Genomic DNA, 14,244 nt, shown 5'->3' on the forward strand with positions numbered 1-14,244 from the left:
TCCCCATCCTTAGGAAGTAGATGAATGTTTTATACAATCATCAAGTCTAATTCCTCTTCCGGAGAAGGAACCTGTGGTTTATTCGGATTTAAGTAAAAATCCGATAACAATGCAAATAATTCTCGATCCTGCGCATCCTTGGGAACCACTCCTTCCGGTCGCGCTAGCAGCTGGTCAGCAATGTTGAGGTAGTAATCACACACGTAATTTAAAGAAGGGTCAGTTTCCGCCATTTCAAACAAGGTTTTGCCTTTAACTCGGGAAACCCGGATATCTTCGATTAAAGGTAATACCTCTAATACTGGCATGGGAACCGCATCTATGTATTTATTTATCAAGTCACGCTTGGATGTGCGATTACCGATTAATCCAGCTAACCGCAATTGGTGGGTACGGGCTTTTTCCCGGACGGAAGCAGCAATGCGATTAGCAGCAAACAAGGCATCAAAGCCATTATCGGTGACTATCACACAATAATCAGCGTAATTCAACGGTGCAGCAAAACCACCACACACCACGTCACCTAAAACGTCAAACAAGATGACATCATACTCATCAAAGGCATTGAGTTCCTTCAGTAGTTTTACTGTTTCCCCGACAACATAACCACCACATCCTGCACCCGCAGGGGGACCACCAGCTTCCACACAATCAACACCGCCATAACCTTTGTAAATCACATCTTCTGGCCAAATATCTTCGTAATGATATTTTTTTTCTTGTAAGGTATCGATAATCGTAGGAATTAAAAAACCTGTTAGGGTAAATGTGCTGTCGTGTTTGGGGTCACAGCCAATTTGCAGGACTTTTTTACCCCGTTTTGCTAGTGCTACAGAAATATTGCAGCTAGTTGTGGATTTACCAATGCCACCTTTGCCGTAAACTGCTAGTTTCACTTTTCCCTACCCCCTATTATTTGTAGGTTCAATCCAAAATCATGCCAAAATCATTGATTGTGCCGCTAGCTGGCTATCAGTGAGTTCTGATGAATGCCATTATTGTGCAGATTTGCCAGAAAATAAAGGGGTTATTTTTTTGAAAAGTCGAGATAATGAGAATAAAAAAAATTAATTTCTGATTCTAGTAATTATAAAGCTTTCTAAAACTTATAAAAGCTTAAAAAAAAAGACAATTTTAATTTGTTGTTATTCTTTTATATTAATTAGTTACAATAAACAAATAAATTCCGAATCACGCAAAGGTGCTAATAAGCAAAGAATTTTGTTTATTCATTGTTGGCTGTGGCGAAGTATGTTCGTGAAAATTAGGGTCAAACCCACATTCACACCCTGATTACAAATATTTATTACAAATCCAATTTCGGAGATGTTTCGTTTTCCGGGGTTTTTGAATTTGCCATTTCTTGTAAAGACTGCCAACCGGATTCCCACTGGGAACGGTCTTGTAATAGCTTGGCATTAATCCAGAAACGAACATTAGGGTCACAAGCAGCAACCATTTCCGCGTAGACCCATTTCCCTTGGTTTTTGCGATTAATGACGCGAAAATGTCGCCAACCATCGATTTTTTGCTGTGCTGTCCATTTAGAACCGAGAAGATAGGGAAATTTGATTTTTTTGGCCATGGGGTTGAAAATGCGAAGGCGCTAGGATGCTTAGGGATTAAACTAGTAGGGAAAGTTATTTTCAGATCAGAAGGTTTTTACAGTATTTTGGTAACATCTAAGTATTCTCATTTTTGACGAATTTGGTCGAGGATGTGGTGAATTGTGATGGTATCTTGGGCATTGGGAACCTGATTGAGGTAGGTTTCTAGGTCTTTGGCTGCGAGGTGGAATTGTCCTAGTCGATAGTATAGTAGTCCGCGATCGCGAATTTCCAGGATAGCTTGGGGGAATAGTAATAATAGCCTTTCGACAACTGCAAGGGCTTTTTCCAGATGATTGGGGGTTTCTTGGTGTATATAAATTGACTTGAGATTCATGAGGATACGTGCCAAGAAATTGCGATTATTTACTGTTGCTAAAAATTCTGGTTGCAGTTGGACTTGATGATTAAAAATTTGGTTGAGTTTATCTTGGCAATCTTGGGGAAAGAGGATTTCACCGCGATTAAATGCATCGATGAAAATTTCCATCTCTGGAAAGTTGGGACGAATGAGAAAATGTCCTGGCATTCCCACTCCCGACATGGGAAAGTTGATCCGTCGAGCTATTTCTATGTATACTAATGCTAAAGTGATGGGGATTCCTGTGCGCCTGTCGATAACCTGATTCAAAAAGCTATTTTCAGGGTCGTAGTAGTTCTTTGTGTTACCTGTGAACCCTAAATCATCGTATAAATACTGATTAATCGTTTTGATGATTAGGAGGGGATAACTTTGAGAAGGTAATCTTTCCTGCAACTCATCCGCCATTGTGTCAAGGGCGTTGATATATTCTTGCGGATCGAGGTGGGGATATTCCTCTTGGGCTATGTATAAAGCTGCCTTGGCTAAATCAATTTGCTCATCAGGCTGCTGAACTTCTTGGTAAAAATATTGCCGCGCTGACGAGAGATACATAATCATACTTGAATTCAACCACATTAGCTATTCTACAGTTTCATGCCACTTTGGGAAAATCCTGCTAATGGACATGATATCCAGTTCTCAATCATGCGATCGCAATTTATTAGTCTACTAAGTAGGTAGGTGCAATTAAACATAAAACCGCAACGTAACCAATCATTCGGCGTAGAAACGACCCGACAGGTCGTCTCTACTCCTCAACGACAATTTGTACCACCCACCTACTTAGTATGACTAGTGAGAATCAAGGCGATCGCCCTGGAGAAAAACCGATTAAAACAGAAGGTCAGCGACGAATGATGATTTCTACTCGTCGGTTTTTTTGTCGTCCTTCAGGGTTATCTGAGCCATCTGTCCTTGTATTTGCAGCTACCGGTCTAGATTCACCATAACCGACGGTAGTCATGCGAGATGCAGCGATATTTCCCTGTGTTTGTAACCACTGCTTGACAGCGATCGCGCGACGTACTGACAAGTCTTGATTATAGGAATCACTACCGATTGCATCCGTATGTCCTTGAATTTGCAGCGAATTTTGGGGATAGTATTTAGCGATCGCAGCACTAATTTGTCCCAGAGCAGTTTCCGCATCCGGTCGCAGGATGGCTTGATCAAAGTCGAAGAGGATATCGGCAGCAATGGTAATTATAGTGGTCTTTTTGTCCTGGTGGACGCGAATACCAGGGAAGGTGATTTCCGGAAATTTGATTTCTGGAATCGTCACCCTGGGAATTCTGACTTTTGGTCTGTTAACCGTTGGTCTTTTAACTGTTGCATAACTAGACTGAGGCAAAGAAGATAAAATTGGTTGCAACCCCATAGCCTCAGACGGTAAATGATAAGCAATGGTAAAACCGGATGAACCGACAAATAATGCCAATATGCGAATCAGATTTAGCGATCGCATTTTTGTATTACCTCCTGAGAATTTTAAGTATTTATTTCCGCTCAAATGATGCAATCAGAGGATGACGGGATACTAATTGCTGATTTAAAGCTGCTAAAGCTGTTTCTTGGGAACAAACATGAGCATCAATAAATAAACCAACGGTTTCCGCGATTAAATTTCGTAGTTCTGCTTCCGGTTGGGTCGCGGGAAAGTCGAGAAATGATCTACCTGTGGTAACATCAAAGGGGTCGGCGATGGAAAAGTGATTGGCTCCTTCTAAAAGCAGTAAATAACTATCATCTCTACCACCTTTCAATGCTTCTTGGTAGGTACGTCTAACAGGTGTCGTAGCAGTGTCCCAGGTGACTCCATAACGATGACTACTGTTAGCAATCACTCCATCACAGGTTCCTCCCATCAACAGTAGCGGCAAATTATCTGCCAGAGGTAAAATAGTATTTGGTGGATAGCCTAACTGGACGATTGCAGCCGTATGAGCTCCGTAGGCAAAAGCTGCTGCAACCTGGGGGAAAAATTGGGGATTGGCACTTTCAATGGCAACTCGACCCCCAGCAGAATGTCCTCCCAGAATAATCTTATTTAAATCAAGTAAACCAGCCAAAACCCCTTGGGATTGTAAATCCTCTAACACCTGCAATAGGGACGGTAAAGCCGAAGCAGTTGCTCCTTGACCATACATCGCTGGAGTCAACATTTTCAGATCAACACCGGGAGTCATAGCTACCATCCCCGGTATATTTTCTGCCACCCAGGAAAACGTCACTACCACCAATCCACCTTCCGCCAATCTCACAGCCAACCACTGATAAATCTCTGCACCACAATTGATACCATTAAAAAAAATTACCACCGGAAAGGGAGACCCCAGGGGATTGGCAGGAACAATACCGAAATTCTGCTCCTCCTCGCTACCTGAAACTTGGGCTGGATAAAATACCTTCAGGTGAATGGTATTATGGGGAGGAGCAGCACCCTCAACCGTAGTCGCCCGAAACAGCGATCGCACGTCCATAAATGTACAGATTAGCTACAAGTATCATCCTACCGCTTTCTCACCAGGCTGAAGCATATCTGCACCTACAGGCTCAACACCTCCTCACCTCGTTGATACAATTCCCTGGCATAATCCGTCCAAGTACCCTGTCCCCAGTAACGAAAACAACTTGTTTGTAGCAATAAATTATATAATAACGCCGCTTGATAATCTTCCCGTTGGGTGACACTTGCATCTTGGGCAACTAATTGGTCATACTTAGCATGAAATCGGGCACTGAGTTTCTGCATCGGCTCCAAAACATTTTCATAGCCCTTGACCCAACTTAAATTATTAGTCCAGGAAGCCCCATCCAAATGAAATTGATGGTCAGTATTTTTTAATTCTTGAATTGCCTGTTCTACCGCGACAGAATTCAAATTATCCAGATTAACTTTTTGCCAAATTTTATGTTGATTTACTGCTTGAATTTGCGGGTAATCGGATTCCGTAATTCCCGTACTTGCAATTAATTCTAAATATTCCGTCCCATTCATTGCCACAACCCCTTGATAATTACCACCCCCATCACGAATTTCCTGATACACCCGAAATAAATCGCGGGGATATTCATTCATCATCACCCCACCGTTTTCCCCATCAGCAATTTGGGTGACTAAAGCCGGAATTTGATAATGACCAACCTGCTGTTTCCCCTTACCTTTAGCTTCAAAATAGGGCTGCATCTGTGCCACTAATTTAGTATCCGAACCCTGGGTTTTAATTAAAGCTGTAATTCCAATAATTTCGCCTTGGGAATTCCGCGCGATTAACTGATTCGGAATGTATTTTTGTTCCTGTCGCAAATGACTTCCATCCAAGTTTTCCACAGAATGTTCTTGCACCATCAACCATCTATATCCACATTCCTTTAAAGCTTGAATATAAGCAAATAAAGTATCCGGATGATTCGGTAAATGCATTTCCGGAGGAGAAAAACCCTTCACCCGCTTTAAGGCTGCAACACCAAAAATGGAGGTAAACTCATGTTGCCAAGCTTGGATATGCAACTTAATATCGGGAATCGGAGTGGAAGGAACCACCCCATGACTCCACATCGTTCCCAACCACTCCACATAGGGTTGATACTGAACTTCGCAGGTAATTCGTTTCAAGTTATTCAAAATGTCATCCCGTTGCATTTGTCGCAACCCCCACAACAAATTACCCGAATAATCCAGCATAATCCGTGGATTACACCCCTGCTGAATCAACTCAGGGATAAATTCCCCCATTCTGCCATAACACCACGCAAAAACCCCCGCATTGTGATTATCACCATCGTGGGGGTGGTCAAACATATGTTGGAGATTGCTAATCAATGCACCATTAAAACCTGCGGGGATGGTCGGTTGATGCATATGTAGAGCGCAAGCAAATCCAGCTTGGATATTGTCGATTTTGAGATTGGTGCAATTCTGATATACTTCCTGATTGTGATTAGTTAAAGTCTGAATTTCCGACTCATAACCACAAATCCGAGGGAGATGGGATGGTAGACCTGCCAATATATCAAATAATTCATCAGTAGATACGGGTGTATACATGGGAGACCATCATGGATGACAATCTCATTTTCAAGCATAGATACACAAATGACGGGAAAATGCGGAATGTATTAAGCAAGTTTTTCGGATTTAGCAAAATCGCTAATATCGTTTACGCTAATATTTGCTATATATTAGGGGCTGTAAGCGTTGATTATTCTAGTACCGCGCGGCGTAAATACACCTACCTTTCCCCTCGCTCCCATGCTCCGCGTGGGAGCAGAATCTGCGAGGCTCCTGCTTCGTGAATGAAGGCAGAGCCTTCAACTCACTAAGCGACCACGCGGAGCATGGTCACTAGATAAAAAGTTAATACTCGGTTTATTTCAGCCAACCTGTACTAGTTGCATTTATTTCAAAGTACAAGAGAATCGATATAACGGGGGAGTTCAGGAACGATGGACACCCCAGAAATCGAATTTCCTAAAGAAACCCAATTTCCCATGCAACCCAGATTTGATATATAGGGTCTGCTGTTCGCGAAGCGCAGCGCAAGCTGTAAAAGTCTTTTAGTGGGGGTAGGAAGTGGGAGAGATGCGACATATTGCGTCTGTACAGGGAATAGTTTTCAGCTTTCCCCTTTCACTTTTCAAAAGCCCAAAAAATTAAAAATGCAAGGTTTTAAATTTTTGTATATCCATGCATTTATAATTTTTTTCAGCCCAAATAGTCTTGACACCTTACAAAATGAAAGTCCGACTATTTTTCAGCTAGCCTATATAAAATACAGAAACCCTAGCCTTAAAAATCAGATTTATCCTCAACATTCAACGGGCGAGAAGGGATTCGAACCCCTGACACCGTGGTCCGTAGCCACGTGCTCTAGTCCACTGAGCTACACGCCCTTACAAGAAAAATATAATAGCAGACAATTAGGAGATTATGCAAGATAATTTTTTGCCAAACCAGACAAAGCCTGTAAATCTGACCCATCTCGACACCACTGGTTCAGCGCAGATGGTTGATGTGTCTAGCAAAGAAGCAACTGTGCGCACGGCTGTGGCAATGGCTAGGGTGAGGATGCAACCAGAAACCCTTGCTGCGATTCAAGCAGGAAATGCACCGAAGGGGGATGTGTTGGCAACAGCGCGGATTGCTGGAATTATGGCTGCAAAGCAAACTGCAAATTTAATTCCCTTGTGTCATCCGTTGCCTCTGCAAAAAATTGAGTTACAGATTTTTCCCCAACCGGAACTACCGGGGTATGAAATTCAAGCGAAGGTAAAAACGAAGGCTGAGACGGGGGTGGAAATGGAAGCATTAACGGCGGTTTCGGTGGCTGCGTTGACGTTGTACGATATGGCTAAGGCGTTGGAAAAGTCGATTGTGATTGAATCCATTCGTTTGGTGAGTAAGCGAGGTGGTAAGTCGGGGGATTTTGGATCAGAATGCAGGATTCAGGAGACAGAATACATACAACAGTCCCAGGGGGATTTGTGAAATCTTAGATGTAGGGTTGTTAAGGGTTGACAGTTGACGGTTGACAGTCACCAATCATCAGTCAACGGCACGCTATTTTTCACGACTTAAATCGGATTGCTGTATATGTTACTAGGTGTAATTGTTTTGGGTCAATCATGAATCAACTTCTATCTTATTTTTTATTGCTTTTACTATCTCAGCGCTTATCTGTGCTTGTTTGTATATTTATCTTTTCAATATTGGGAAATTTTTTTTTGACTACAAAACGAAGTCAAGCAGAAATTATTCCTGATAGTACCCTGGGTGTAGAATCAACTAATATTAACACCTCTGGAATCAGGGATATAATTGATGGTGGTGCGGTTCGGGGTAATAATTTATTTCATAGTTTCCAAGAATTTAAGATTGCTCCTCAACGGGAAGCCTATTTTACAAATCCAGAGGGGGTTAGTAATATTATCGGTCGAATTACGGGTGGTAATCCGGCGCAAATTGATGGTGTTTTAGGGGTGTTGGGAAATGCTAATTTATTTTTAATTAATCCTAATGGGATTATCTTTGGTCGGGAAGCAAGGTTGGATTTGCAGGGGAGTTTTTTTGCGAGTACGGCTGATAGTATTTTGTTTAGTAATGGATTTGCTTTTAGTGCGACAAATCTCCAAACGCCTCCTTTATTAACAATTAATGTACCCATTGGTTTGCAAATGGGTACGAATCCCGGTGCTATTATCAACCAATCCCAAACCACAAATGCTGCTTTTGTTGGACGAATTAATCCTGTTATCCCGATTGATAATAATCAAGTGGGTTTAGGGGTAAATCCTGGTCAAACGATAGCTTTGATTGGTGGTGATATTCTGATTGATAATGGTTATTTAACAGCCCCAACGGGTAAATTGTTTTTGGGAAGTATGGAGAATTCAGAAATTGTAAATTTAGTTAGTACTGCTACCGGAATTGAGCCAAATTATCAAGGAATTAGGGAATTTGGTAAAATTGCGATCGCAAATAATTCGTTGCTCAATACAAGTGGGGTGGGTGGTGGTTCGATCCAAATTCAGGCTAATACTTTCAGTTTGGATAATTCTCGTATTTATTCCCTGACTTTAGGAAATACTAATGGTCAAAACATCGATATCCGTGCAGATAGTATTTATCTCCAAGGTGGTCAAATTTCCACCATGACCCAAGGTGCAGGAAATAGCGGTAATATTTATCTGTACGCAGAAAAATTAGCCCAGATTCAGGGTATTGGCTTTGAACAATTTCAAGCTAGTTTGGGAGCATATTTAGCTACGGGAATAATTGACCCTTTTAACCCCAATATTTCCCTAATTACCGCAACAGAAAATACTGGTAATGCTGGCAATATTTTCCTTCAATCACCAGATATTCGTTTGCGTGATGGAACTGTATTTCTCAGTGGGACTTTGGGTGCTGGAAATGGTGGAAATTTAATTATTAATGCTCAAAATTTAGAAATAATCGGTTCGGGAATTAATAGTGGTAGTTATCGAGGTAGCACGGGTAAAGGTGGAGATATTCAATTTCAAGTTGAACGCTTACAACTAAGGGATGGTTCCGCGATTGGGAGTGAAACTCGCAGCGACCAACCTTCTGGACGCATCAATATCACTGCGACCGAATCGGTGGAAATGTCTAATAATTTAAACGAATCGGTGTTAGGGACAATTATTGTCTCCTCCACTAGTGGTGGAAGTGGTGCTGCTGGAGATATTAACATCAATACCCAACGCTTAGTTGTTAAGGATGGTGCTTCCATTAATTCCGATAGTGGTGCAACCATTGCACCTGGTCAATTTGTGACGGTGGGTGGTCCAGGAGGAAATATCACCATCAATGGAAGCGAATCGGTGGATGTCAGCGGTGTTTCCGGGTTAATTTTAGGTGGATTTCGTTTTCCTAGTGTTTTAGCAACACAAACCCTAACTGCAAGTAAAGGTGGTGATATCCGGATTTTCACCCCAGTACTCAGATTAACCGAGGGAGGACGTATCTCTGCTGCGTCCGTATTTGGTCGGGGTGATGCTGGTAATATTCAAATTGATGCGAACCAAATTCTGGTGAGTGGAACTGGTTTAAATGGCGAATTTGTCAGTCGGATTGACGCTTCGGTGGGGACATTATTCACTGGTGAAGAAATAATCGGAAATGGTGGTTCCCTGACTCTGAATGGGAATGAATTGGTGATTCTCAATCAAGGGACTGTAAGCGTTAAAAATGCGGGTTTCGGTACTGGTGGAAATATTAATATGACTGGGAAGAATATTCTGTTATCTGACCGGGGGAAAATTGACGCAACCACCGGAGCAGGTCAGGGAGGAAATATTACATTACGCACCCAAAATTTATTTTTACGTCGTGGAAGTTTAATTCAGACTGATGCACAAAGTGCTAATGGGGGAAATATTCAGATTGATTCTCGTTTGATTGTGGCTTTTCCCCAGGAAAATAGCGATATCACAGCCAATGCTATCACAGGTAATGGTGGCAGCATTAATATTACCACCCAAGGTATTTTTGGTTTGCAGGTTGTAGATAAACTGACTCCCAGGAGTGATATTACAGCTAGTTCCGAGTTAGGAGTGAACGGGGTAGTCACCATCAAAACTTTTGATCCAGAACCGAAAGTGATTGAACAGTTACCTTTAGAGTTGATTGATCAGTCCGAAGAAATAGCCCAAACCTGTTCAATTCAAGCGAGAAGCAATAGCTTTACAGCTACGGGAAGGGGTGGGATTCAACCGAACCCCCAGGAATCCCTTAACCTCACCTCTCCCTGGTTGGATTGGCGATTATCTGCACAAAAAAATACAAACTTTCCACGGAGAAATCGACAAGAGCAGCAACACCCCGTCATCGAGGCAAAACAAGCCCTAGTAGAAGCCAATCAACTCGTTATTGATGAATCTGGTAAAGTAAAACTTGTTGCAAATTTCATAAATATTCATCGTGCTTTTACTGACAAAAGCCATGTATGTGAGAAATAAATGTATTGGATAGAGAAACATCGAGTTTTCTTGCCAAAAAGTAAAGTTAGCAAAACTTATTGTTAGTGAGAGCGAGTTTCCATCATGATTGCCAATCGAATACACTTAAATATCATTTGGGGTTGGTGCTGTATATTTTTTTTTGCCTTACCCCTGCGTGCAGAAATGGTGATAGAACCAGTAATTAGTGGATTTCAGCCACCACCCGGTCGGGATCGACCCGCAGGAGGTACAGCATCAGGGGGTTCCCGTCCAGTCCATCAGACTTGTTTTCCCAACCCAGCAAAACATCAAGAATTATTAACAGCAGTGACTCCCGGACATCACCTGGGCTTAACTATGATGAAACGACCTGAATTTGTGGTGTATTTACCCTTGACAAAGGCCAAGGTAGGGGAGTTGAGTATATTTGATCAGCAAATGCGGGGAGTGTATCAAATGAATGTGGCGATTAATAAACGTACTGGATTTATCAGTATGACCTTACCCCAGGAAGCACCCGATTTAGTTCCCCATCAGCCCTACTACTGGACATTTGCGCTAGTATGTAATGAGCGCGATCGCACTGAGGACTTAGTTGTTGGTGGTTGGATTGAAAGAACCGAAATCAACCGAGATTTGCGATCGCATTTAGAAAAAGCATCCTTTTTGCAAAGAGTTTCCCTATTAGCGAGCAACGGTTACTGGTATGATGCGATCGCGGAAGTCCTCAATCAACCCGCAGCAGCAAACCAAAGCACAACAACTAAAACCTGGGAAAAATTACTCACATCCGTGGGACTAAACCACATAGCCCAAAAACCTATCCATGACTCCCAGCTTTTGACCAGACGCAAACATCACCATCTCTAATCACCGGAATGTGGAAGCGGCTGACCAAAACAATTTTGCAGATGCGAAGGATCGAGATTACAGCTTTGGCTGTCACCTTCGCAATTTTGAGTTTGCAATATTTGGGAGGACTGCAATTATTAGAATGTGCAATTTTAGACCAGTGGTTCCGCCTGCGTCCACCGGAAGATGGGAATAGTTATGTGGTTTTGGTGACAATTAGTGAGGAGGATATCACTAATCTAGGCAGTTGGCCCATCTCCGATAAAATTCTGGCTCAAACCATCGAAAATATCAAACATCAGCAACCGCAAGTAATTGGCTTAGATTTATACCGTAACTTACCAGTAGGGGAAGGAAAAGAAAAATTACTGGAGGTGTATGCATCAACACCGAATTTAATTGGAGTAAAAAAGGTTGCAAATAGTGAACACGTAGCAATTTCAGTTCCCCAATTACTTAAACAGCGTCAACAAGTTGCAGCCAGCGATTTATTATTAGATGAGGATGGACGTATTCGTCGCCATCTTTTATCATTACGGGACACCACCGGAAAAACCTATTTTACTCTAGGGAGTAGGTTAGCCCTCACCTACCTTGCAGCAAAAAATATTCAACCCATCCCCAACCATGATTATTCCCATCTGAGATTAGGTAAAGCAGTTTTTTCTCCTCTGACAGCCAACGCAGGGGGGTATGTGAATACAGATTTTGGGGGATATCAAATCTTAGCTAATTTTCAAATTTTGCGACAAGGTTTTCAGAAAATATCAATTACGGACGTATTAAATAATCAAACCCCTTCCCATCTATTTACAGGGAAAGTAGTCCTAATTGGCTCCATCGCCGAAAGTGTTAGTAATCAATTTTATACACCCTACACAACCAATATCAAAACAGCATGGTTTGGTGTTGAAATTCACGCAAATCTAGCTAATCAAATTATTGCCTCAGCCTTAGAAGGTCGGCAAATTCTACGGGGAGTTCCCGAAAAAGTAGAATGGCTATGGATTTTTATCTGGTCTTGGTTGGGTGCTTGGTGGGGATGGGGTATGTGTAAAAAAAGTCAGAATTACATGGGAAGATTTGCAATTTTATCTCCCGGTTTTTTTCCCAGAGACTTACCCCAACAAATAATCCTTGGGTTTGTACTGTTAAGTTTGGGTTTAATTATTAGTAGTTATTTATTATTTCTTTCTGGTTGGTGGATAACCCTAGCTGCACCCTATTCTGCTTGTATTGCTGCTTTTTTAATTAACCATAGCTATCGTTTACGGAAAGGTTTAGTCATTTATCGTCAACGTTTAGCTAATTATATGCAAAGCCTAGAGGCAAAAGTACAACAACGAACCCAGGAACTGCAAGAAAAAAATATCGCTTTAGAAACAGCAAAGCAATCAGCTGAACGAGCTAATCTAGCTAAAAGCACCTTTTTAGCAAATATGAGTCACGAATTGCGCACCCCTTTGAATATTATTTTAGGTTTTACCCAGGTGATGGGGACGCAACAAAATCTCAGCCATGAACAACAACAACATTTAGAAACAATCAATCGCGCTGGCGAACATTTGCTTTCGTTAATTAATGATATTTTAGAAATTTCTAAAATTGAAGCTGGACGGATAGCAGTTAATATTAACAGCTTTGATTTATTGAGCATGGTGGAAAATTTAAAACGAATGTTTGAATTGAAAGCCAAAGCTAAGAATTTATTTTTTTATTTAGAAGTAGCAGAAAATACACCTCAATATATTCAAGCCGACGAAGGGAAGTTACGCCAAGTTTTAATTAATATTTTAGGGAATGCCATTAAATTTACAGAACAAGGATGGATTCGGTTCCGAGTGAAATTAGCTTCCGGCAATGGGGGAGAAATTCATACACTCAGAATAGAAATCGAAGATACTGGTTCGGGAATTGCTCCAGATGATATGCAAAGAATTTTTGAAGCCTTTGAACAAACTGAAATTGGTCGCAAATCAACGGAAGGCTCTGGATTAGGTTTGACTATTAGTTATCAATTCATCAAACTTATGGGTGGAAAAATTGATGTTAAAAGTCAAGTGAATCGGGGCAGTACTTTTATCCTAGAAATACCAGTTTTTATCTCTCAGCAAACAACAGAATATATCCAAAAATCAGAAATAATTTCACAGGATAAAAAAGTGATTGGGTTAGCAGCAAATCAACCACAATATAAAATCCTAATTGCCGACGATCATCGAGAGAGTCGAGAAGTACTAGTAAACTTATTTACAGGAATTGGTTTTCAAACCCAACAAGCAGAAAATGGCGAAGAAGCAATTAAATTATGGTCAGAATGGCAACCAGACCTAATCTGTATGGATATGCAAATGCCAGTCATGAATGGTTATGAAGCTAGTACATTTATCAAATCTAATTCTCCAGAAAAACCCACTCCAATTATTGCCGTGAGTGCAAATGCATTTATTGAAGATCAACAGCAGGCTTTAGCTGTAGGTTGTGATGACTTTATCAGCAAACCTTTTTCCACCAATAAATTATTAGCAGCCATCGGTAGACAGTTAAATATCAGTTATGTCTATGACGATGAAGCAGCAGTGAAGATAAATCTAAATACCGAAAAAATTAAATCATCTTTAGGAAAAACATCACCAGAATGGCGAGAAAGATTATATAATGCTTCCTGTTTATGTGATGATAATCAAGTTTTTGATTTGCTCAAAGAATTACCACAATCCGAACAGCAACTACAAAGAAAAATTGCCGAATTAGCTCAGAACTTTAGATTCGATCTTATCATTGAGTTAATCAGTTAATAGTTCAACTCCCATACTGCACCAAGAAAAGTTGATGGATTTTAAGTACCCAATATAAGAGGTTGTTTTAAAAGTCGCTTTTAACACTTAACAAGCTTGTTTTTTGGGAGTAGGGAGTAGTCGATAACAACAAATATAACAAATATACTGTTTGAGCTTA

At 41.1% G+C, this 14,244-nt stretch carries 10 protein-coding genes and 1 tRNA gene; 4 read left to right on the plus strand and 7 right to left on the minus strand.

Going from position 1 to position 14,244, the window contains the following annotated elements:
• Positions 1 to 29 precede the first annotated feature (29 nt).
• The 7 genes from bchL to CDC37_RS23580 form a co-directional block, all read right to left on the minus strand.
• Positions 30 to 896 carry a ferredoxin:protochlorophyllide reductase (ATP-dependent) iron-sulfur ATP-binding protein gene (bchL, locus tag CDC37_RS23550; protein WP_096625669.1) on the minus strand — a complete coding sequence of 289 codons (867 nt, stop codon included), beginning with the start codon at positions 894 to 896 and terminating at the stop codon, positions 30 to 32.
• 410 nt (positions 897 to 1,306) lie between these two features.
• The gene (locus tag CDC37_RS23555) at positions 1,307 to 1,585 is read right to left on the minus strand and encodes a TIGR02450 family Trp-rich protein (RefSeq protein WP_096625671.1); all 279 of its coding nucleotides are present in this window, start codon (positions 1,583 to 1,585) and stop codon (positions 1,307 to 1,309) included.
• Positions 1,586 to 1,692: 107 nt separating this feature from the next.
• Positions 1,693 to 2,523: a SirB1 family protein gene (locus tag CDC37_RS23560; protein WP_096625673.1), complete on the minus strand. Its 831-nt coding sequence runs from the start codon at positions 2,521 to 2,523 to the stop codon at positions 1,693 to 1,695.
• Positions 2,524 to 2,815: 292 nt separating this feature from the next.
• Positions 2,816 to 3,436, minus strand: coding sequence for an OmpA family protein (locus tag CDC37_RS23565; RefSeq protein ID WP_096625675.1), 621 nt, complete (start codon positions 3,434 to 3,436; stop codon positions 2,816 to 2,818).
• Between the two features lie 31 nt (positions 3,437 to 3,467).
• Complete coding sequence (locus CDC37_RS23570; RefSeq protein ID WP_096625677.1) at positions 3,468 to 4,451, minus strand: alpha/beta hydrolase family protein; 984 nt, start codon at positions 4,449 to 4,451, stop codon at positions 3,468 to 3,470.
• Between the two features lie 65 nt (positions 4,452 to 4,516).
• A complete protein-coding gene (locus tag CDC37_RS23575; RefSeq protein ID WP_096625679.1) occupies positions 4,517 to 6,019 on the minus strand; it encodes a glycosyl hydrolase family 57 in 1,503 nt (500 codons plus the stop codon).
• Positions 6,020 to 6,790: 771 nt separating this feature from the next.
• Positions 6,791 to 6,864 (minus strand) — tRNA-Arg (locus CDC37_RS23580).
• 37 nt (positions 6,865 to 6,901) lie between these two features.
• Between CDC37_RS23580 and moaC the strand changes: the two genes are divergently transcribed.
• The 4 genes from moaC (at position 6,902) to CDC37_RS23600 (ending at position 14,084) form a co-directional block, all read left to right on the plus strand.
• Positions 6,902 to 7,459, plus strand: coding sequence for a cyclic pyranopterin monophosphate synthase MoaC (gene moaC / locus CDC37_RS23585; RefSeq protein ID WP_096625681.1), 558 nt, complete (start codon positions 6,902 to 6,904; stop codon positions 7,457 to 7,459).
• 236 nt (positions 7,460 to 7,695) lie between these two features.
• Positions 7,696 to 10,452, plus strand: a complete 2,757-nt coding sequence (locus CDC37_RS23590; RefSeq protein WP_157780833.1) for a beta strand repeat-containing protein — start codon at positions 7,696 to 7,698, stop codon at positions 10,450 to 10,452.
• An 84-nt stretch (positions 10,453 to 10,536) separates the two neighbouring features.
• Positions 10,537 to 11,304, plus strand: a complete 768-nt coding sequence (locus CDC37_RS23595; RefSeq protein WP_231943160.1) for a DUF928 domain-containing protein — start codon at positions 10,537 to 10,539, stop codon at positions 11,302 to 11,304.
• Between the two features lie 41 nt (positions 11,305 to 11,345).
• Complete coding sequence (locus tag CDC37_RS23600; protein WP_172892819.1) at positions 11,346 to 14,084, plus strand: CHASE2 domain-containing protein; 2,739 nt, start codon at positions 11,346 to 11,348, stop codon at positions 14,082 to 14,084.
• Positions 14,085 to 14,244: the final 160 nt, after the last annotated feature.

Origin of the sequence: Calothrix sp. NIES-3974 (genome assembly GCF_002368395.1) — a bacterium.
Taxonomy (GTDB): domain Bacteria; phylum Cyanobacteriota; class Cyanobacteriia; order Cyanobacteriales; family Nostocaceae; genus NIES-3974.